Annotated in this window: 22 protein-coding genes; 10 read left to right on the forward strand and 12 right to left on the reverse strand. The window is 60.4% G+C overall.

The window, feature by feature from the left end; genetic code table 11:
* Window positions 1-79 precede the first annotated feature (79 nt).
* Window positions 80-568 (forward strand): GyrI-like domain-containing protein, encoded by a 489-nt coding sequence (locus M1D99_RS11185; RefSeq protein WP_434575283.1) that lies wholly within the window; start codon window positions 80-82, stop codon window positions 566-568.
* On the opposite strand, the gene ada is transcribed toward M1D99_RS11185, so the two are convergent.
* The 5 genes from ada to M1D99_RS11210 all read right to left on the reverse strand — a co-directional run bounded on the left by ada (window position 532) and on the right by M1D99_RS11210 (window position 3,858).
* Window positions 532-1,605, reverse strand: coding sequence for a bifunctional DNA-binding transcriptional regulator/O6-methylguanine-DNA methyltransferase Ada (ada, locus tag M1D99_RS11190; RefSeq protein ID WP_411387183.1), 1,074 nt, complete (start codon window positions 1,603-1,605; stop codon window positions 532-534). The two genes, M1D99_RS11185 and ada, sit on opposite strands and share 37 nt — an antisense overlap.
* Window positions 1,606-1,692: 87 nt before the next feature.
* Window positions 1,693-2,373, reverse strand: coding sequence for a DNA oxidative demethylase AlkB (alkB, locus tag M1D99_RS11195; protein ID WP_437182506.1), 681 nt, complete (start codon window positions 2,371-2,373; stop codon window positions 1,693-1,695).
* Window positions 2,360-3,079, reverse strand: a complete 720-nt coding sequence (locus tag M1D99_RS11200) for a 2OG-Fe(II) oxygenase (RefSeq protein ID WP_458131784.1) — start codon at window positions 3,077-3,079, stop codon at window positions 2,360-2,362. Before M1D99_RS11200 ends, alkB begins: the two co-directional genes overlap by 14 nt.
* A gap of 277 nt (window positions 3,080-3,356) precedes the next feature.
* Window positions 3,357-3,527, reverse strand: a complete 171-nt coding sequence (locus M1D99_RS11205; protein ID WP_458131785.1) for a hypothetical protein — start codon at window positions 3,525-3,527, stop codon at window positions 3,357-3,359.
* A gap of 28 nt (window positions 3,528-3,555) precedes the next feature.
* On the reverse strand, window positions 3,556-3,858 hold the full coding sequence (locus M1D99_RS11210; RefSeq protein WP_003182962.1) for a DUF1883 domain-containing protein: 303 nt from the start codon (window positions 3,856-3,858) through the stop codon (window positions 3,556-3,558).
* Window positions 3,859-4,060: 202 nt separating this feature from the next.
* Between M1D99_RS11210 and M1D99_RS11215 the strand changes: the two genes are divergently transcribed.
* Window positions 4,061-4,411 carry a hypothetical protein gene (locus M1D99_RS11215; protein WP_186709305.1) on the forward strand — a complete coding sequence of 117 codons (351 nt, stop codon included), beginning with the start codon at window positions 4,061-4,063 and terminating at the stop codon, window positions 4,409-4,411.
* A 110-nt stretch (window positions 4,412-4,521) separates the two neighbouring features.
* Window positions 4,522-4,752, forward strand: coding sequence for a hypothetical protein (locus tag M1D99_RS11220; RefSeq protein ID WP_186709307.1), 231 nt, complete (start codon window positions 4,522-4,524; stop codon window positions 4,750-4,752).
* Between the two features lie 13 nt (window positions 4,753-4,765).
* Here M1D99_RS11220 and M1D99_RS11225 read toward each other — a convergent pair whose 3' ends face one another.
* Both M1D99_RS11225 and M1D99_RS11230 read right to left on the reverse strand, forming a co-directional pair.
* A complete protein-coding gene (locus tag M1D99_RS11225) occupies window positions 4,766-5,047 on the reverse strand; it encodes a hypothetical protein (RefSeq protein ID WP_186709309.1) in 282 nt (93 codons plus the stop codon).
* Window positions 5,048-5,176: 129 nt separating this feature from the next.
* The gene (locus M1D99_RS11230; RefSeq protein ID WP_053122947.1) at window positions 5,177-5,389 is read right to left on the reverse strand and encodes a hypothetical protein; all 213 of its coding nucleotides are present in this window, start codon (window positions 5,387-5,389) and stop codon (window positions 5,177-5,179) included.
* Between the two features lie 233 nt (window positions 5,390-5,622).
* Here M1D99_RS11230 and galU point away from each other — a divergent pair, with 233 nt between their 5' ends.
* The 4 genes from galU to ahpF all read left to right on the forward strand — a co-directional run bounded on the left by galU (window position 5,623) and on the right by ahpF (window position 10,560).
* Complete coding sequence (galU, locus tag M1D99_RS11235; protein ID WP_003182953.1) at window positions 5,623-6,462, forward strand: UTP--glucose-1-phosphate uridylyltransferase GalU; 840 nt, start codon at window positions 5,623-5,625, stop codon at window positions 6,460-6,462.
* A 316-nt stretch (window positions 6,463-6,778) separates the two neighbouring features.
* Window positions 6,779-8,134: a glutathione-disulfide reductase gene (gorA, locus tag M1D99_RS11240; RefSeq protein WP_458131786.1), complete on the forward strand. Its 1,356-nt coding sequence runs from the start codon at window positions 6,779-6,781 to the stop codon at window positions 8,132-8,134.
* A gap of 176 nt (window positions 8,135-8,310) precedes the next feature.
* Entirely contained in the window at window positions 8,311-8,874 is a 564-nt protein-coding gene (gene ahpC / locus M1D99_RS11245; RefSeq protein ID WP_053122943.1) for an alkyl hydroperoxide reductase subunit C, read from the forward strand.
* A 123-nt stretch (window positions 8,875-8,997) separates the two neighbouring features.
* Window positions 8,998-10,560 (forward strand): alkyl hydroperoxide reductase subunit F, encoded by a 1,563-nt coding sequence (gene ahpF / locus M1D99_RS11250; protein ID WP_434702878.1) that lies wholly within the window; start codon window positions 8,998-9,000, stop codon window positions 10,558-10,560.
* A gap of 417 nt (window positions 10,561-10,977) precedes the next feature.
* On the opposite strand, the gene gloA is transcribed toward ahpF, so the two are convergent.
* Window positions 10,978-11,499, reverse strand: coding sequence for a lactoylglutathione lyase (gene gloA, locus M1D99_RS11255; RefSeq protein WP_186709321.1), 522 nt, complete (start codon window positions 11,497-11,499; stop codon window positions 10,978-10,980).
* A 194-nt stretch (window positions 11,500-11,693) separates the two neighbouring features.
* Here gloA and M1D99_RS11260 point away from each other — a divergent pair, with 194 nt between their 5' ends.
* Complete coding sequence (locus M1D99_RS11260) at window positions 11,694-12,221, forward strand: DUF4946 domain-containing protein (protein WP_434575297.1); 528 nt, start codon at window positions 11,694-11,696, stop codon at window positions 12,219-12,221.
* 100 nt (window positions 12,222-12,321) lie between these two features.
* On the opposite strand, the gene M1D99_RS11265 is transcribed toward M1D99_RS11260, so the two are convergent.
* From M1D99_RS11265 to M1D99_RS11275, 3 genes are all read right to left on the reverse strand, one after another.
* Complete coding sequence (locus M1D99_RS11265) at window positions 12,322-12,687, reverse strand: histone-like nucleoid-structuring protein, MvaT/MvaU family (RefSeq protein WP_072411532.1); 366 nt, start codon at window positions 12,685-12,687, stop codon at window positions 12,322-12,324.
* Between the two features lie 223 nt (window positions 12,688-12,910).
* Window positions 12,911-14,455, reverse strand: a complete 1,545-nt coding sequence (locus M1D99_RS11270) for an EAL domain-containing protein (RefSeq protein WP_458131787.1) — start codon at window positions 14,453-14,455, stop codon at window positions 12,911-12,913.
* 235 nt (window positions 14,456-14,690) lie between these two features.
* Window positions 14,691-15,554, reverse strand: coding sequence for a LysR family transcriptional regulator (locus M1D99_RS11275; protein ID WP_458131788.1), 864 nt, complete (start codon window positions 15,552-15,554; stop codon window positions 14,691-14,693).
* A gap of 222 nt (window positions 15,555-15,776) precedes the next feature.
* Between M1D99_RS11275 and M1D99_RS11280 the strand changes: the two genes are divergently transcribed.
* Together M1D99_RS11280 and hppD are read left to right on the forward strand one after the other, a co-directional pair.
* Entirely contained in the window at window positions 15,777-16,721 is a 945-nt protein-coding gene (locus M1D99_RS11280) for a DMT family transporter (protein WP_186709332.1), read from the forward strand.
* Between the two features lie 251 nt (window positions 16,722-16,972).
* Window positions 16,973-18,049, forward strand: a complete 1,077-nt coding sequence (hppD, locus tag M1D99_RS11285; RefSeq protein ID WP_458131789.1) for a 4-hydroxyphenylpyruvate dioxygenase — start codon at window positions 16,973-16,975, stop codon at window positions 18,047-18,049.
* Between the two features lie 174 nt (window positions 18,050-18,223).
* On the opposite strand, the gene rarD is transcribed toward hppD, so the two are convergent.
* Complete coding sequence (rarD, locus tag M1D99_RS11290; protein ID WP_186709337.1) at window positions 18,224-19,108, reverse strand: EamA family transporter RarD; 885 nt, start codon at window positions 19,106-19,108, stop codon at window positions 18,224-18,226.
* Window positions 19,109-19,118 lie beyond the last annotated feature (10 nt).

A 19,118-nucleotide genomic window follows, 5' to 3' on the forward strand; every position in this document is an offset into this window, starting at 1 on the left:
TTTTCAATCGAGTACTCGCCGCTTGATCCCGGCGCCGTGAGGGTTACCATGCGCGCTTCATACACAAGGAGCCTGACCCATGGATGTGAAACTCAAGACTGTCGAACCCTTCACCGTGGCCGGTTTGCAGGTGCGCACCCGCAACGCCGACGAGCAGCATCCCGACACGGCGAGGATCGGCCCGTTGTGGCAACGATTCTTCACCGAAGGGTTGTTCGACACGATTCCGGCCCGGCAGTCGGAGTCGTTCGTCTACGGTGTCTATTCCCATTACGAGTCCGACGCCACCGGCCACTTCGACGTAACGGCCGGGGTGCAGGTGGATGCGACCAGCGCAGGCTACCCCGCCGTGGACATCGAGGGCGGGGATTACCTGGTGTTTTCGGCCAAGGGGCCGATGCCCGATTGCGTGATCCAGACCTGGGGCTTGATCTGGGCGTACTTCGCCGATAACCCGCAGACGCTGCGCCGTTTCACCACCGATTTCGAGGTCTACAGCGGCCCCGAATCCGTGGCGATCTACATCGGCATTCAATCCCCGGACGAGCGCTCCAGCGCCAGCAACTGACGCTTGCGCTCCACGCCCCAGCGATAGCCCGACAGGTTGCCGTCGCTGCGCACCACCCGGTGGCAAGGAATCGCCACCGCCAGGCTGTTGGCGCCACAGGCCTGGGCCACGGCGCGCACGGCCTTGGGCATGCCGATGCGCTGGGCGATCTCGGCGTAGCTGGCGGTGCTGCCGGCGGGGATGTCCCGCAACGCTTGCCAGACTCGCTCCTGGAAGGCGGTGCCGCGCAGGTCCAAGGGCAGGTCCAGGCCCAAGGCGGGAGCTTCGATGAAGCCCACCACTTGGGCGATCAACTGCTCGAACTCCCGGTCGGCACCGATGAGGTTGGCCCGGCGGAATTTGTCCTGCAGGTCGCGCACCAGCGTATCCGGATCGTCGCCCAGCAGGATCGCGCATACGCCACGCTCGCTTTGCGCCACCAGGATCGCCCCGAGGGAGCACTGGCCGACGGCGAAACGGATGTCGGTATTCTGCCCGGCGGCGCGGTAGTCGGCGGGCTTCATGCCCAACACCTTGTCGGCCGCCTCATAGAAACGGCTGTTGGAATTGAAACCGGCGTCGTACAACGCCTCGGTGATGGTGCCGCCATCGGCCAGGCGTTCGCGGACCTTGCGTGAGCGGTGGGCGGCGGCGTAACCCTTTGGGGTCAAGCCGGTGACGGCCTTGAAGACCCGATGAAAATGGAAGGGACTCAAGCCGGCGCTGTCTGCCAGTTCATTCAGGCCGGGCAGCGCCTCGGCCGCCTCGATCTGCCGGCAGGCCGCCGCGACCCGGGCCGCTTGTTGGGCGGCGACCTGGGTCTGGTCCCGGGCCACGCGCTTGCTGGGCCGGTAGCCGGCGGCCTGGGCCTGTTCCGGCGTGTCGAAGAATTCGACGTTGCGCGGGTTGGGCAGGCGCGACAGGCTGCTGGGGTGGCAGTAGATGCCAGTGGTTTTCACGCCATAGACAAATGTTCCGTCGGCGCGCGGATCGCGGGCGAGCACGGCGGCCCAGCGGGGATCCTGTTCAGCGGCGAGATTGTTTGAAGTGCTGTTCATGGTCGTTATTCCATTGGCCCGTTTTGGCTACATTAGCCAGCCTGCGAGAGGGCGACACTCCGGGTCTTGCGGTCGAATTCTGCACCTTCACCCGGCGGTGCGAAACGTCAGGTTGATCCGCTGGGCGCCCAGGCGCGGGTGTTGTCCTTCCTTGAGCGGCAGCACGCCGTGATAACGCAAGCGGTCCACGCCGCCCCAGACCACGATGTCGCCATGGAACAGCGGGATGCGCAGGCTTTTGTCGCTGCGCGCGAAGCCGCCGAACTGGAACACCGCCGGCAAGCCCAGGGACATCGAGACGATGGGGGCGTCGAGGGAGCGCTCGTTCTTATCCTGGTGCAGCGACATTCGCGCGCCGGGCACATAGCGGTTGATCAGGCAGGCGTCGGGCTCGAATGCCTCGAACCCCGCCTGGCGGGCGGCGGCCTGGGCCAGTTCGCGAAACACCGTCGGCATGTCGGGCCAGGGGCGGCCGGTCTGCGGGTCATGGGCAGTGTAGCGATAGCCGCTGCGGTCGGTGGTCCAGCCCAGCGCGCCGCAACTGCTCAAGGCCACCGACATGGTAAAGCCGCCGGGCGTGACCATCTGCCGGAACGGCGCAGCTTGCAAGACGTTCTCCAGGGCCGGCAGCAAACGCTCGAGCCAGGGCAGGGCGAACCCGCGCAGCACGAACGCTTGCTGGCCGATCTGTTCGACCTGGCCGGGCGTGGTGGGCGCCTGCTCGGCGAACAGGTCCAAGGTGACCGGTGTGTCGTCATTGCGCATCATGAAAAATGATTCCCAAGGTGTGCCGTCTGCCGCTGCGCACGCAGCTGACGCCATGGCGCATGTTCACCCGATAATAACCGCGAACGCCTTTGACCGGCCGCTGGTGCACGGCAAACACCAGCGCATCGCCCTGTTTCAGATCCATGACCTGGGGCCGCGACTGCATGCGCGGGCGTTGTTCGGTGAGGACAAACTCGCCACCGGTAAAGTCCTGGCCCGGTTCCGACAGCAGGATCGCGACTTGCAAGGGGAACACCTGTTCGCCGTACAGATCCTGGTGCAGGCAGTTGTAGTCCTGCGGGCCGTATTGCAACAACAACGGTGTGGGGCGCGATTGTCCGGCGGCGTGACAGCGCTGGATGAAGTCGGCGTGTTTGTGGGGGTAGCGCACGTCCAGGCCCATGCATTCATTCCAGCGGTTCGCCAGCGGCACCAGCATGGGGTACAGCGACTGACGCAGCTGTTGGACGAGGTCCGGTAGCGGATAGCGAAAATACTGATACTCACCGCGCCCGAATCCATGACGGGCCATGATCACCCGTGAACGGAAAAGACTGGGGTCGGTGTACAAACCACTCAGTTGTCGACACTGCGATGGCGGCAGCAGGTTGCGAATGATTGCACAGCCGTCCTGGTCGAGACTGTGCTCCAGGGTGGGCCAGTCCTGGTTGACGAGGTGTTGGGGCAGGGAAAGCGTAGGGGGCATGATGGCAATCCTTATTGGAAAGGACTGTTCAGTCTGCGCAGTGCGGCGATGCCGGGCACTCCGATTTTTGCGGTGCACCATTGAGCACAATGCTCTTGTGGCGAGGGAGCTTGCTCCCGCTGGGCGGCGAAGCCGACCCAAAATGACTGATGTGTTCTTGCAGGCAGGCCGCGCCAGCAGGTTTTGCGACTGCTGCGCAGCCGAGCGGGAGCGAGCTCCCTCGCCACAAAAGCATCATGCCGACCCAGTGGCTACAAAAAACAATCAGGATGAGCCGTTACAGCGCCTTGCTGACTTTGACCTCGCTGATCACATCGTCGGTCTCGCCGTGCAGTTTTTGCAACGCGGCCCGGGCTTCTTCCTCGGTACCGGTTTCCAGTTGCGCGAATTCGAAGCGGCGTACGCCGTTGAGCTTGTAATTGATAACGTATTTGGTCGTCTGGGCCACGGTTTTGCCTTTCTTGAAAGGGCGATGTTCAGCTCAGTTTCGAGCTGGAGCGCCGGATGATCTTGATCTTGTGGGTCAGGGTCGGCTTGCGCGTGACGCTGATTGCACGGCGGTTGACGGTGTCGATGGTGATGTTCCAGAAACCGGTGCTCGGCGCCGTGATCCTGGCCGGGAAGGTGTCGAACGCGCCACCGTGATACGTGTGCCGGCCGCCGTTCTTGAAGCTGCGGAAGTTGGCGTCGTTCATCAAACGGATGTTGCACATCTGCGAGCATTCGATGACGACAATGTCGTCTTCGTTCAGGTGCTCGCGCTGGTGAATGAATTTCATGGGCGCCTCCAGAAGGGCTTTTTCTACAAAATCAAAACGATAGCAAGGGGCAATGAGGCGCAGTTTATCAGCCCCGAGTGTTAATATCCGGCCCGCGCGCCAGGCTTTGTTCATTTATCGCAGGTAGCGGGAAAAAAAAGCGGTCCGGCACCGGAGCAAAACGGTGTTTGCACTGTCGGAGCATCTTTATTGGAGGAAACATATGAAGCGCAGCGTGTGGGTGTTGGCATTGGCCATGAGTGGATGTGCATCGGTATCGGACATCAACCAGACGCCCCCCACCATGAGCGTCATCTCCGGAAAGAAACCCCACGAATATGCCAAGTGCGTGGCCGACAAGCTGGCCAGCAGCCGTGGCTCGCTGCAAATGGAGCCGCACAAGAATGGCGTGCGGCTGATCGTCCCAGGCAAACTGTCGGCCCTGCCAGCGGCAGTGTTCGACATTGACGAGCGTTCCAGTGGCAGCAGCATCAAGCTGCACGAAAGCATGTCCAACGTGCCCGTGCGTCCGGGCGACGTGCAGGATGCCGCCAACGCCTGCATTTCCGGCTGAACACCGTCAGCGCCTGACGAGCGGACCGGCCATCGGATAAACTGCTGTCCCTCGACAAAAAATGCCGCCACGGTCAACGTTGGCGGCATTGTCATTCATGGAGTCACTCGATGAAACGCGAGCAGGTGCGCGAGCGCCATGCAGAAGGCCTTATCTTTGCTACCCACGTGATCCAGAACCCGGCGAGCCCGGGCGAATGGATCGTATTCTTCAAGAAAAGCGCCGGGCGCAGTTTTTTCCTGGTCGATGAGCAGGACGAAGTCGAGTCCTTCAGCCAGCTCGATGACCTGGTCGAGACCATACGTGGGCTGGGCATCAAGTTCGCCGAGATCCACATCTGATTTCTTTGCAAACTTATTTGCAGACCACCACGACACTGCGGCTGCTGAAGTTGCCGACGTCGACGCCCAGGGTCTTCTCGCTGTCCTTGGCCTGGGGCGTGCCGTCGGTGCCGACGATGCGGTAGCCAGTGCCGGCACAGGACGCATCGGCCTTTTCATAGCAAGTCGCCCAGGAATTGGCCTCGCCCGAACAGTCGATCGCCAAGCCTTGCTCACCATTATCGAGATAGGTTTTTTCGGCCGAGGCACAGCCCGCCAGGGCCAGGACTGTAAACAGCGCCAGAAGTGTTTTCATGGGATCGTCATCGAGGAGGGAAGGGCAATGGCGAGGTTATAGCGAATGGCCATTGCGGTACAGCTAAACAAGCCTCGTTCGATGCGCCGGTGGCATTTACTAGAGGCTCGTCTGTTTATTTCCTGCGGCTCATTTCTTGCGGCGGGGGCTGCGTGCAGGGGCGCTTTCGCGTTCTTTCGCCGCCGGAGCCTCGCGCTCGTCCTGGAATACCGCAGCCACTTCCACTGCCATGGCCTTGGTAGGCAAGGGGCCGGCGACCTGCTCGCCGTGGTAGTTGATAATCCACCATTGGCCGTCCTTGCCCTGGCTGACCGAATAACCGTTTGCGTTTCTTGCCGACATCTAGCTGCCTCGTTGGCGTTATCAAGGCCGCCATGATACGTCAAATGCTCGCAAACAGTGCTCACTGGCGTACAGTGGACCGCTGCAGCCATCGAAACGAAAGGCGATTGAACTATCCGCCGTTTTTTATTTCTCTATGATGGCACCGGTTGGCCAGTGCGGGCATTGTAAGGTGCCCGTCGCCTGATTAGACTGCGCCGAAACTCGTACACACCGCCTTTTCAAGGACTTATATGATCAAGAAATGCTTGTTCCCAGCAGCCGGTTACGGTACTCGCTTCCTGCCAGCGACTAAAGCCATGCCCAAAGAAATGCTGCCGGTGGTGAACAAGCCACTGATCCAGTACGGCGTCGAAGAAGCCCTTGATGCGGGTCTGACTGAAATTTCCATCGTGACTGGCCGTGGCAAGCGCGCCCTGGAAGACCATTTCGACATCAGCTACGAGCTGGAAAACCAGATCAAAGGCACCGACAAGGAAAAGTACCTGGTCGGCATCCGCAAACTGCTGGATGAGTGCTCGTTCTCCTACACCCGCCAGACCGAAATGAAAGGCCTGGGCCACGCGATCCTGACCGGTCGCCCACTGATCGGTGACGAACCGTTCGCCGTGGTCCTGGCGGACGACCTGTGCGTCAACCTCGAAGGCGACGGCGTCCTGACCCAGATGGTCAAGCTGTACAAGCAGTTCCGCTGCTCCATCGTGGCGATCCAGGAAGTCGATCCGCAGGAGACCAACAAGTACGGCGTGATCGCCGGCGAAATGATCCGCGACGACATCTACCGCGTCCACAGCATGGTTGAAAAACCAAAGCCTGAAGACGCGCCGTCGAACCTGGCGATCATCGGTCGCTACATCCTGACCCCGGACATCTTCGACCTGATCGAACAGACCGAGCCAGGCAAGGGCGGCGAAATCCAGATCACCGACGCCCTGATGAAACAGGCCCAGAACGGCTGCGTCATGGCCTACAAGTTCAAGGGCAAGCGTTTTGACTGCGGTGGCGCCGAAGGCTACATCGACGCGACCAACTTCTGCTTCGAGAACTTCTACAAGACGGGCAAGGCTTACTGATAGCCTGCGCCACGCCATAAAAAACGCCCCGACTGGTTCGGGGCGTTTTTTTTGGCTTGGGGAAAATCTCTCGCAAGCCATACAAGGGATTCACCTTGTGGGAGCGGGTTTGCTCGCGAAGAGGGCGGCACAACCAACATTGATGTCGTTTGACACACTGCATTCGCGAGCAAGCCCGCTCCCACAGGTTTTGGGCTTGACCGCTCGACATGATCCAGTCCAGCTGGCTTTTCCATTTTCCGCCCCCATAACCATCGCAACGCTGCCTCAGGCGAAAACAGCAGGTATGCTGGTGACCTGCCGAAGGAGATAGAAGATGGCCTACGATTTTGACTTGTATGTGATTGGCGCCGGTTCCGGTGGCGTGCGGGCTGCGCGGTTCGCCGCCGGGTTCGGGGCCAAGGTGGCCGTGGCGGAAAGCCGCTACCTGGGCGGGACCTGCGTGAATGTGGGCTGCGTGCCGAAAAAGCTGCTGGTCTACGGCGCGCATTACGCCGAGGACTTCGAGCAGGCATCGGCCTATGGCTGGACGGCGGGCGAGGCGAGTTTCGACTGGGCCACGTTGATCGCCAACAAGGACCGCGAGATCAATCGCCTCAACGGTATCTACCGCAACCTGCTGGTCAACAGTGGCGTGACGTTGCATGAAGGCCACGCCAGGATCAGCGGCCCGCACGAAGTCGAGATCAACGGCCAGCGCTACACCGCCGAACACATCATGATCGCCACGGGTGGCTGGCCGGTGATTCCTGACATTCCAGGTCGCGAGCATGCCATCAGTTCCAACGAGGCGTTTTTCCTCAAGACGTTGCCCAAGCGCATGCTGGTGGTGGGCGGCGGCTACATTGCCGTTGAATTCGCCGGGATTTTCCATGGCATGGGCGCGCAGACGTCCTTGCTCTATCGCGGCGACTTGTTCCTGCGTGGCTTCGACGGCGCCGTGCGCAAGCATCTGGCTGAAGAGCTGCAACGTCGTGGCCTGGATCTGCAATTCAACGCCGACATCCAGCGCATCGATAAAGAAGCGGACGGCAGCCTCAAGGTGACACTCAAGGATGGTCGCACGCTGTCGACCGATTGTGTGTTCTACGCCACGGGCCGACGGCCGATGCTGGACAACCTTGGGCTGGAGAACACGGGCGTCAAGCTGGACGAAAAAGGCTTCGTACAGGTCAACGAAAAGTACGAGACCACCGAACCGTCGATCCTGGCCATTGGCGACGTGATCGGCCGTGTGCAGCTTACGCCGGTGGCCCTGGCCGAAGGCATGGCGGTGGCGCGGCGGCTGTTCAAGCCCGAGCAGTATCGATTGGTGGATTACCGGATGATCCCCACCGCCGTGTTCAGCCTGCCGAACATCGGCACGGTGGGCCTGACCGAAGAGCAGGCCCGGGAGGAGGGGCACGAGGTTCAGATTTTTGAAAGCCGTTTCCGGCCGATGAAGCTGACCCTCACCGACTGCCAGGAACGCACCTTGATGAAACTGGTCGTCGATGCCAACACCGATAAAGTCTTGGGCTGCCACATGGTCGGACCGGACGCCGGGGAAATCGTCCAAGGCTTGGCCATCGCCCTCAAGGCCGGCGCCACCAAGCGCGACTTCGACGAAACCATCGGCGTGCACCCAACTGCCGCCGAAGAATTCGTGACGATGCGTACCCCCGTCGCCTGACGCGGTATGTAGGCGCCGTGTAGGAGCTCCTACACGGCCCCACAGATTTCTTCTATCTATATAGATTCCTGATAGCCAAAACCAATCATTCACATCAGGTTTGCCAATGAGCCAGCCTGGGGATGAGTGGGTAAGATCCTCTCCATCAACTTTTCAACCCTGACGGAGAAACATCGATGCCTATCATCAACAGCCAAGTTAAACCGTTCAACGCCACCGCTTTCAAAAACGGCGCTTTCGTCGAAGTGTCGGACGCCGACCTGAAAGGCAAGTGGTCTGTCGTGTTCTTCTACCCGGCTGACTTCACCTTCGTCTGCCCAACCGAACTGGAAGACCTGGCCGATAACTACGCCGAATTCCAGAAACTGGGCGTCGAGATCTACAGCGTTTCCACCGACACTCACTTTGCCCACGCGGCCTGGCACAACACTTCGCCAGCCATCGGCAAGATCCAGTACACCATGATCGGCGACCCGACCCACGTCATCTCCCGCAACTTCGACGTGCTGATCGAAGAAGTCGGCCTGGCTGACCGCGGTACTTTCGTGATCAACCCAGAAGGCCAGATCAAGATCGTTGAAATCAACGACGGCGGTGTAGGCCGTGACGCTTCCGAGCTGCTGCGCAAGATCAAGGCCGCTCAGTACGTTGCCGCTCACCCAGGCGAAGTCTGCCCAGCCAAGTGGAAAGAAGGCGAGGCCACCCTGGCTCCGTCCCTGGACTTGGTCGGCAAGATCTAAACCGGTGAGTCATCCGAGGGCGATCCGCTCTTAATCAAGTAAGCCGCTTCGCCCCACAAAACGCCCGGGCGAGATTCGCTCGGGCGTTGTTTTTTCTGAAATTAAAAAATGGAAATCGCCCGTATGTTGGACGCCAATCTTAAAGCTCAGTTGAAGTCATACCTGGAACGGGTCACCCAGCCGATCGAGATCGTCGCCTCCCTCGACGACGGTGCGAAATCCCAGGAAATGCTCGCGTTACTCCAAGACGTTGCCAGTCTTTCCCACCAGATTACGTTGCTCGACAACGGCACCGATGCGCGCAAGCCTTCGTTTTCGTTGAACCGCCCGGGAGCCGATATCAGCCTGCGTTTCGCCGGCATTCCCATGGGGCATGAATTCACTTCGCTGGTGCTGGCCCTGCTGCAAGTCGGTGGCCACCCGTCGAAGGCCAGTGTCGAAGTCATCGAACAGATCCGCGCCCTTGAAGGCGAGTTCAACTTCGAGACGTATTTCTCGCTGTCGTGCCAGAACTGCCCGGACGTGGTCCAGGCGCTGAACCTGATGGCGGTGCTGAACCCGAACATTCGCCACGTCGCCATCGACGGCGCGCTGTTCCAGGCCGAAGTCGATGAGCGCCAGATCATGGCCGTGCCCAGCATTTACCTGAACGGCGTGAACTTTGGCCAGGGCCGCATGGGCCTGGAAGAGATTCTCGCCAAGATCGATACCAGCGGTATCGAACGCCAGGCCGAGAAAATCAGCGCCAAGGACGCCTTTGATGTGCTGGTGGTCGGCGGTGGCCCGGCCGGCGCTTCGGCGGCGATCTACGCGGCCCGCAAAGGCATTCGCACCGGTGTGGCGGCCGAGCGTTTTGGTGGCCAGGTGCTCGACACCATGGCCATCGAGAACTTCATCTCGGTCCAGGAAACCGAAGGGCCGAAACTGGCGGTTGCCCTGGAAGAACACGTCAAGCAGTACGACGTGGACATCATGAACCTGCAACGTGCCGACGGCCTGGTGCCGGGCAAGGACGGCGGGCTGCATGAAATCAAGTTCGCCAGCGGTGCGAGCCTCAAGGCCAAGACCGTGATCCTGGCGACCGGTGCCCGCTGGCGCGAAATGAACGTGCCGGGCGAGCAGCAATACCGCAACAAGGGCGTGGCGTACTGCCCGCACTGCGACGGCCCGCTGTTCAAGGGCAAGCGCGTGGCGGTGATTGGCGGTGGTAACTCCGGCGTCGAAGCGGCGATCGACCTGGCCGGTATCGTTGCCCACGTCACCTTGCTGGAGTTCGATGTGCAATTACGTGCCGACGCGGTGTTGCAGCGCAAACTGCACAGCCTGCCGAACGTGACCGTGATCACCAACGCCCAGACCACCGAAGTGACGGGTGATGGCCAGAAGGTCAACGGCCTGCGCTACAAGGATCGTCCGAGCGGTGAAGTGCGCGACGTGGCGCTGGAAGGGATCTTCGTGCAGATCGGCCTGTTGCCTAACACCGATTGGCTCAAGGGCACCGTCGAGTTGTCACCCCGTGGCGAGATCATCGTCGATGCCCGTGGCGAAACCTCGATCCCTGGCGTGTTCGCCGCTGGTGACGTGACCACCGTGCCGTACAAGCAGATCGTGATCGCCGTGGGCGAGGGCGCCAAGGCTTCGCTGAGCGCCTTCGACCACCTGATCCGCACCTCCGCGCCGGCCTGAACAAACCAATAGCGGAAAACACAAAACCCCATGAGCCATTGGCTCATGGGGTTTTTTATTCGAATCACGCATTCTCCTGTGGGAGCGAGCTTGCTCGCGATAGCTGCAGCCCATTCAATATTGATGTGCCAGACAGACCGCCATCGCGAGCAAGCTCGCTCCCACAAGGTAATGCCGTTCACTTAAGAAAAATGCTGACCCTGTGGCGAGGGAGCTTGCTCCCGCTCGGCTGCGAAGCAGTCGTAAACCGGCGGGGGCGGTGTGTCTGATACGCCGCACATGGCAGGTTTTGGGGCCGCTTCGCGGCCCAGCGGGAGCAAGCTCCCTCGCCACGGGGTTGTCGATTGCCTCAAGTGAACAGCATTGGCTTCCACAAGGGGCTGATGTGGTTGTAGAACTTGTGATCCTGCTGTGGATTTACAACGGCGCAGGCTGGATGATCTCGACCCAGTAGCCATCCGGGTCCTTGATGAAGGCCAGGCTTTTCATGCGACCGTCGCTCAGGCGCTTCTGGAAGTTGCAGCCCAATGCTTCGAAGCGCTCGCAGGCTGCGACGACGTCCGGTACCGAGATGCAGATATGGCCGAAGCCGCGAGGGTCGGTGTTGCCGTTATGGTAGGCGAACGCCGGGTCGCTTTCGGTGCCGTGGTTGTGGGTCAGTTCCAGGATGCCAGGGATCGACTTCATCCATTCGGTACGCGCCGCCGCGTCCGCCGGGATCTGGTGCTTGTCCACCAACGCCAGGAAATACAGGCTGAATTCGGCTTCTGGGAAGTCGCGCTTTTCCACCAGCGAGAAACCCAGCACGCGGGTGTAGAAATCCAGGGACTGGGTGATGTCCTTGACCCGCAGCATGGTGTGGTTGAAGACGAACTGGGCCGTGGCGGCGTCAGGTTGGGCGGTGACGCCAGGGAAAGTATTGAGTTCGTGCAGGCTCATGGGCCCTCCGGAGAAAAAGTGGGGCAAACGGCGTCGCAAGCGTGGTCGCGACGGTTCCTGGGCTTGCGTCAACGGCTTCCTTGCAGCTGCGCCCATGATACGCAAGGGACACGGTGCCGCCAAACCGCGCGCGGCTATTGCCTGGTTCTGCCTCGGCCTTCAGACTTCACGCTTCGTCCTTGAGTGCCAATGCAATGATTCGACCGTTCCTTTCGCTGTTTGTCCTGCTGCTGGTGAGCGTCGGCGGCGTCCAGGCGTCCGAACCGCAAATTACCTGGCCCCAGGGCTGGGTCGTCGAACCCATGCCCGCAGAGGCATCGGCCTCGGCAGCCCCGGGGACCCTGCGCCAACGGGCTACCAAGAGTGATCCGGCCGGCAATGCCGTGATGGTCTTGGAACTGACCACGACCCCCGTTGCCCCCGATCACCAAGTCAACTTGCAGGGCGTATTGTTGGAAATGCGCAAATCAATCCAGAAGGATTTTTTCCAGGGCGGTTATCAAAGTGTGTGCACTAAGGTGCATGCTTCCATGTTGGGTGGCGTAACTGCATTGGAAACCACTTGCACGATCACGCAAAACGGACGACATGTATTGTCTCAGGCACTCGTCGCGGCACTAAATGAGGGCAAGGCTTATGTGCTGTCCTATGCCGGGCAGGCGCAGGCGTTTGTTGAAAGCCAGGATGAAATACAGTCGGTGCGAAACAGTTTGAAACTATGATGCCTTCAACGTAATACCCCAAAGGGGTTAACCCTAAAGTTTAGTCCATAAAAAAGCCCTGAATATTCAGGGCTTTTTGGCCTGGGCTGTCAACGCACTGTCAACCACGCAACCAAGAATCAACAGTCGCTGCACCGTATTGTTCTTTCCAGGCTTTCAGGCCGCGGTGATTGCCGCCCTTGGTCTCGATCAACTCACCGGTGTGCGGGTTCTGGTAGACCTTCACCACGCGCGCACGACGGGTCTTGGTAGGCTTGGTCGACTGCAGGCTTGCCTTGGACGGGTTCGGGTCGAGGATCGCGACGATGTCGCGCAGGTTCTTGCCGTAGGTTTTCATCAGGCCCTGGAGCTTTTCCTCGAATTCGATTTCCTTCTTGAGCCCGGCATCGTTCTTCAGCGATTCCAGCTGCTTGAGCTGTTCTTGAAGGGCCTTTTCGGCTGCACGAAATTCAGCGAGTCTGGACAAAATGATTACTCCAATCAAAATATTTGGCTGATACCAACCGCAAACAAAGCTATAAGCCAAGCGCCTTGAAGCGACTCGGTGTTAATGACTCTCTCCTGTTATGTGGCACAGGTAGAAAAATTGTAGTAGTTAATCCGGAAAGTGTAAATCGTAACTTTTTCGTTATGTAACAACAGCAAGCGTTTTATCAATGGGCAGGTCGTCGTCAATAGATCGACGGCAGTTAACTGCCATTAGTGCCGGTCAACGCCTCAGCGAATGCCTGCCCGCTAATGGGGCGACCAAATAGATAACCCTGCAGAAAGTTCACCCCATTTGCGCTCAGGTAGTCGCTCTGTTCGACGGTTTCGACGCCCTCGGCCACCATGTCCAGATCCAACTTGCCCGACAGTTCGATGATGCTATCAAGGAGGTGACGCGACAGCGCGTCGGCACCGATCATCGCGACAAAACTCTGGTCAATTTTCAGAAAATCCACGTTGAACTGGCGCAAATACGCCAGGCTGGAATGGCCGGTGCCGAAATCGTCGAGCGCGATCTTGACCCCCAGTTCTCGCAGTAGGTCGAACAGTTGCCGGGTCACGGGCGTCGGTTCGATCAGCTCGCGTTCGGTCAACTCCAGCACCAGGGTTATCGCACCCGGCGCGAAGGCGCCGAGAAACTCGCGACAATCGTCCACCAGCGCCAGGTCCTGGCAGTGGCGGGCGGTAATGTTGATGCCGACGTGAAACGGCGCTTCGAGTCGTGGCGCGAGCGGCACCAGCAGGCGCATGGTCTGCTGCATCAGCGCACGGGTCATCGGCACGATCACGCCGCTGTGTTCGGCGAAGGGAATGAACAGGTCCGGACGGACCAGGCCTTCCTTGGGGTGGTTCCAGCGCATCAGCACCTCGACGCCGGCCCAGCGTTTGCTGTCGCTGTGCACGACCGGTTGCAGGTAGGGCACGAACTCGCCGGCTTCCAGCGCCCGTTGCAGTTCACGGCTGGGAGACGAGGCGCGCTTTTGCAGCCAGTGTCCGAGTGTCCCCGCCACAGCGCCAAAGAAGATCAGCAGGCTGAACAGTGGAGGATATTCCCTGGCCATGTAGCGCCAGGTTTCACCCTCCTCGAATCCGGCTTCCACATGAAAGGGGTAGCGCGATGAGCCCAGCTCGCTCTGGGCCACCGGCAGCCCGGGCAAGGGCGCTGGCCGGACCTTGCCGTCCGCCGCCAGCCAATTCGGCCCGACTTGCAGCCGCAGCCGGGTCTGGCCGCCGATCAGGCGCAGGACATTGGCCAAGTGATACCCGTCAAGTGTGGCCAAGGCGCCTTGCCGACCCTCATTGAGCCTGTAGATCAGCAGTGCGGAATCCGGCGTGACCGGGTTGCCATCCATGAGCCACAGCGTGCCCTGATGATAGTCGCTCGGGTTGACCCGCTCCTCGACGGCGCCGAACAGCGAGCTGCAATACAGGCTGTCGTCCCAGATCAGGTTGGTCGAGCGGACAAATGGCCGGCGCGTCACTTGTTCGCGTAGGGCCAGCTTCACCGCTTCGCAGGGCTGGCCGGCCAGGGGCAACAATTCACGGGCCGCCATGGCGGTGTTGTCGAGCATCAGCTCGATCTGCCGGACCAGTTCCTCGGCGGTCTGCCGGGTGTGTTGCGCCAGCGTCCGTTCGGCCTGCATGTACAAAATAGCCAGCCCTGACAGCATCGGCACCAGGCCGCACAGCAGGGTGACCAGGTAGCGGCGGGGCCGAGTGTGCGAGCGGGTGGTGGTCAAGGGCATCGGCACGACCTGATGAAAAAGGGGGTAGGGGGGAAGCATTGGATGCCGACCATGATAGATGGCCTGTCGGTGACTTGCTGGCACCAGTGTGACTGTGGGAGCAAGGTCTGTGGGAGCAAGGCTTGCCCGCAATGAACGATCATGCGGTCCACCTGGAGAACCGAGGTGCTTTCATCGCGAGCAAGCTTTGCTCCCACAGGTTCAATGCCAGGCTCCCACAGGTTTGATGCCGGGCTCATGACTGCCGGGCCAGTTCGATGAACGCCAGGGTGGCGGGCGAGGCCTGGCGGCTGTCCAATACCGCCAGGCCGATCTGGCGCGGCACCCGGGGCGACAAGGGCCTGGCGACGTAACCAGGGTTCTTGTCATCTGGCAACGACCCTTCGGACACCACGCTCACCGCCTCGCCACGCCTGACGACATCCAGGGTGCTGAGCAATTGCGAGCAACGCAAGCGCACGTTCGGTGTCAGCCGGGCGGCATTGAACAGGCGCGTGACCAACTCCGACGATCCCGCCTCGGTGAGCACGAAGGGGTCGTTGCACAGATCCTTGAGGCTTAGGCTGGCCTGGGCGGCGAGGGGGTGTGCGGTGGGCAGCAGGGCGACCATCTGATCTTCCATCAGCATGTACGTATCGAAACGCTCCTCGGGCAGCACCACGAAACCGACATCGATCCGCCGTTCGTCCAGCCATTGGACCACCTGCCTGTCGGGCCCTTCATCGATGTGCACTTCGATGCCGGGGTGCAAGGCTCGATAGCGCCGCAGGATCCCGGGCAGCAGTTTCATCGATGACGTCGGCCCGAACGAGCCGATGCGCAACGTGCCCCGGCGCATGCCCCGGGCATCGGCGGCTTCCTGGCGCAAGGTGTTCGCCAGCCCGAGCATGGCCCGGGCCCGCAGCAGCAATTGCTGGCCAATATCGCTGAGCTCCACCACCGACTGATGCCGCCTGAGCAATTCCACGCCCAGTTCTTGTTCCAGGGATTTGATGGCGTGGGACACCGCGGATTGACCAATGCCCAAGCGCGTGGCCGCAGCGGTGAAACCACGCAGTTCGGCGACCAGGGAGAAGATTTCGAGTTGGGTGAGGGTCATGAGGGATTGCTCATTTTACGATGATCGAACATGAGCCGAACAATACGGCATCTCAACCGTCCACGGAACTGTGGCCCAGGCGCTTTTCCGTGGCGAGGGAGCTTGCTCCCGCTGGACCGCGCAGCGGGCCCATTGCGGGTGAATCAGAGGGCTGCTTCGCAGCCCAGCGGGAGCAAGCTCCCTCGCCACAGGTCATTCGTCTCATTTCAATGTGGTGAAACCATGAAAACCCTCGAACAAGCCGTCCCAATCCCCTCGGACCTGCCGGTCTACCTGAAGCTCGCCATGGTCACCATGATCTGGGGCGGAACCTTTGTGGCCGGCCGGATCCTTTCCGATGCCCTGGCACCGATGTTTGCCGCCAGCCTGCGTTTCCTGCTGGCAAGCATCGCGCTGCTGGTGTTTCTCGCGTTGGCCGGGATTGCGCTGGTCCGGCCCAGTGTGAAGCAAGGGCTGCAGCTGGCTGCGCTGGGGTTCTTCGGGATCTTTTTCTATAACCTGTGTTTCTTCTACGGCTTGCAGTACATCAATGCATCCCGGGCCTCGCTGATCGTGGCGTTGAATCCGGCGGTGATCGGGCTGGCGTCCTGGTGGCTGTTCAAGGAACGGCTGAGCCGCTTGAAAGTAGCGGGCATCGTGTTGTGCATCGGCGGGGCGGGATTGGTGATCGTCAGTCGTGATCCGTCCTTGTTACAAGGCGCGGCGCAGGCCTGGATCGGCGACCTGCTGATTTTTGGCTGTGTGCTGGGCTGGGGAATCTATTCGCTGTTTTCGAAAAAACTCAACGAAAGCCTCGGCCCCTTGCAGACCGTGACCTGGTCGATTCTGTTGGGCACGCTGATGTTGTGGCTGGCCTGCGCGGCGGCGGGAGAGATTCGTCTCCAAGCCCTGGGCGGGCTGGACGTGGAGCAATGGTTGAGCCTTTTGTACCTCGGCGTGCTGGGCTCGGCCCTGGCTTATATCGCCTGGTACGACGGCATTCGTCGGATCGGCGCGACCCGCTCCGGCGTATTTATCGCGCTCAATCCGCTGACGGCGGTGCTGCTGGGCGCGCTGTTGCTGGACGAACGGCTCACGGCGTTGATGTGCGTCGGTGGGGCTGTGATCCTGCTGGGCATCTTCCTCTGTAACAAACCCCTTGCGCGGTCGAAGGAAAAGGCGATTTGATACAGGAGGCGGACAAATTCGGTTACGCTGTGTAGAATCGATTTACGCATATAAGAATAACGTCTTCTGGCAGCAGAAGCCTCGCCCGCAAGAGCCTTGGGTCGACAATGAAGATACTTGGGTTTCAACTGATCTACGGCGATTTCCTCGCCCGCAGCGTTCGTGGCATTTCCTGCGCGCCGCCCCGTGCCCTCAGCATTGCCTGCAACTAACGTTTTTTTGTTAATTGACCCGCATGATGAGGCGCCGACATGGCAGATCTATACGAAAACCCCATGGGCCTGATGGGCTTCGAATTCATTGAGTTCGCATCCCCGACCCCCAACACCCTGGAGCCGATCTTCGAGATCATGGGCTTCACCAAGGTGGCCACACACCGGTCCAAGAACGTGCACCTGTATCGCCAGGGCGCGATCAACCTGATCCTCAACAACGAACCCCACAGCGTCGCTTCGTACTTCGCTGCCGAGCACGGCCCGTCGGTGTGCGGCATGGCGTTCCGGGTCAAGGATTCGCAGCAGGCCTACAAGCGCGCCCTGGAACTCGGCGCCCAGCCGATCCACATCGAGACCGGCCCGATGGAGCTGAACCTGCCAGCCATCAAGGGCATCGGCGGCGCGCCGCTGTACCTGATCGACCGTTTTGGCGAAGGTAGCTCGATCTATGACATCGACTTCGTGTTCATCGAGGGCATTGATCGCAACCCGGTGGGGGCGGGCCTGAAGATCATCGACCACCTGACCCACAACGTTTACCGCGGGCGCATGGCCTACTGGGCCGGCTTCTACGAGAAACTGTTCAACTTCCGTGAGATCCGCTACTTCGACATCAAGGGCGAATACACCGGCCTGACCTCCAAGGCCATGACCGCGCCGGATGGCATGATCCGCATCCCGTTGAACGAAGAGTCGTCCAAGGGCGCCGGGCAAATCGAAGAGTTCCTGATGCAGTTCAACGGCGAAGGCATCCAGCACGTGGCCTTCCTCACCGATGACCTGATCAAGACCTGGGACCAGTTGAAAAGCATCGGCATGCGCTTCATGACCGCGCCGCCGGACACTTACTACGAAATGCTCGAAGGCCGCCTGCCGAACCACGGCGAACCGGTGGATGAACTGCAATCGCGGGGCATTCTGCTGGACGGTGCTTCCGAGCAGGGTGATAAGCGCCTGCTGCTGCAGATCTTCTCGGAAACCCTGATGGGGCCGGTGTTCTTCGAGTTCATCCAGCGCAAGGGCGACGATGGTTTTGGCGAAGGCAACTTCAAGGCGCTGTTCGAGTCGATCGAGCGTGACCAAGTGCGTCGTGGTGTGCTCGCGACCGAGTAAGGCCTGATGAAAAAAGCCCGTCCGGCAGTGATGCCGGGCGGGCTTTTTTTGTTGCCGATGCAGTCCCGAATGTGGGAGCGGGCTTGCTCGCGAAAGCGGTGTATCAGTCGATATAAATGGCGCCTGACACGCCGCTTTCGCGAGCAAGCCCGCTCCCACAGGTTCGATGCAGGCTCAGGCCCTGCGTCGCTGCCGTACCAAGTGCTTGAACCCTTCGAACACCAGCACCGCCACGGCCATCCAAATGGGGATATAGGTCAGCCATTCCTCGGCCTTGATGCTTTCCCCCAGCAACAGCGCAACCCCCAGCAGCAACACCGGTTCCACATAGCTCAACAATCCGAACAGGCTGAACGGCAGCAACCGGCTGGCGACGATGTAGGACACCAGCGCGCTGGCGCTGATCACGCCGAGCAATGGGATCAGCCAGGTCAGCCGCGGGTAGTGATCGAACACGGCGAAACCTTGTTCGCCGCTTTGCACGAACCACAGTGCCACGGGCAACATCAGCGTCATGTCCAGCCAGAGCCCGCCGAGGTTGTCGGTCTTGATGCGTTTGCGCAGGATGAAATAGATCGGATAGCCGATCACCACCAGCAACGTTGCCCAGGAAAAACCACCCACTTGGTACAACTCGTTGAACACGCCGAGGGTGGCGAAGAACACCGCGACTTTCTGCAGATAGGAAAGGCGCTCGCCATAGACGAGCCGCCCGGTGAGGACCATCGACAGCGGCAACAGGAAGTACCCCAGCGACACGTCCAGGCTGTAGCCATTGAGTGGCGCCCACATGAACAGCCACAGTTGTGCGCCCATCAAGGCCGATGACGCTATCGCGCCCAGCAGCAAGCGCGGTGTGGTGATCAATCGTGCAACCAGATCCGAAACGAGCTTCCATTCACGGGAAATCAGCATGAACGCGGTCATGCACGGCATCGTCAACAACATCCGCCAACCGAAAATCTCCAGGCCGGTCAGTGGCGTGAGCAATGAGGTGTAGTAATACATGACGGCGAACAGCGCAGAGGCCGAGACCGATAGAGCGATGCCTTTGGACACGGATGCCTCT

This window comes from Pseudomonas sp. R3-41 (assembly GCF_054161485.1).

Bases quoted from the DNA above. Each gene is read 5' to 3' on its own strand.
- M1D99_RS11185 (WP_434575283.1), top strand. From the start codon at position 80: ATGGATGTGAAACTCAAGACTGTCGAACCCTTCACCGTGGCCGGTTTG.
- ada (WP_411387183.1), bottom strand. From the start codon at position 1,605: ATGAACAGCACTTCAAACAATCTCGCCGCTGAACAGGATCCCCGCTGG.
- alkB (WP_437182506.1), bottom strand. From the start codon at position 2,373: ATGATGCGCAATGACGACACACCGGTCACCTTGGACCTGTTCGCCGAG.
- M1D99_RS11200 (WP_458131784.1), bottom strand. From the start codon at position 3,079: ATGCCCCCTACGCTTTCCCTGCCCCAACACCTCGTCAACCAGGACTGG.
- M1D99_RS11210 (WP_003182962.1), bottom strand. From the start codon at position 3,858: ATGAAATTCATTCACCAGCGCGAGCACCTGAACGAAGACGACATTGTC.
- M1D99_RS11215 (WP_186709305.1), top strand. From the start codon at position 4,061: ATGAAGCGCAGCGTGTGGGTGTTGGCATTGGCCATGAGTGGATGTGCA.
- M1D99_RS11220 (WP_186709307.1), top strand. From the start codon at position 4,522: ATGAAACGCGAGCAGGTGCGCGAGCGCCATGCAGAAGGCCTTATCTTT.
- M1D99_RS11225 (WP_186709309.1), bottom strand. From the start codon at position 5,047: ATGAAAACACTTCTGGCGCTGTTTACAGTCCTGGCCCTGGCGGGCTGT.
- M1D99_RS11230 (WP_053122947.1), bottom strand. From the start codon at position 5,389: ATGTCGGCAAGAAACGCAAACGGTTATTCGGTCAGCCAGGGCAAGGAC.
- galU (WP_003182953.1), top strand. From the start codon at position 5,623: ATGATCAAGAAATGCTTGTTCCCAGCAGCCGGTTACGGTACTCGCTTC.
- gorA (WP_458131786.1), top strand. From the start codon at position 6,779: ATGGCCTACGATTTTGACTTGTATGTGATTGGCGCCGGTTCCGGTGGC.
- ahpC (WP_053122943.1), top strand. From the start codon at position 8,311: ATGCCTATCATCAACAGCCAAGTTAAACCGTTCAACGCCACCGCTTTC.
- ahpF (WP_434702878.1), top strand. From the start codon at position 8,998: ATGTTGGACGCCAATCTTAAAGCTCAGTTGAAGTCATACCTGGAACGG.
- gloA (WP_186709321.1), bottom strand. From the start codon at position 11,499: ATGAGCCTGCACGAACTCAATACTTTCCCTGGCGTCACCGCCCAACCT.
- M1D99_RS11260 (WP_434575297.1), top strand. From the start codon at position 11,694: ATGATTCGACCGTTCCTTTCGCTGTTTGTCCTGCTGCTGGTGAGCGTC.
- M1D99_RS11270 (WP_458131787.1), bottom strand. From the start codon at position 14,455: ATGCCCTTGACCACCACCCGCTCGCACACTCGGCCCCGCCGCTACCTG.
- M1D99_RS11275 (WP_458131788.1), bottom strand. From the start codon at position 15,554: ATGACCCTCACCCAACTCGAAATCTTCTCCCTGGTCGCCGAACTGCGT.
- M1D99_RS11280 (WP_186709332.1), top strand. From the start codon at position 15,777: ATGAAAACCCTCGAACAAGCCGTCCCAATCCCCTCGGACCTGCCGGTC.
- hppD (WP_458131789.1), top strand. From the start codon at position 16,973: ATGGCAGATCTATACGAAAACCCCATGGGCCTGATGGGCTTCGAATTC.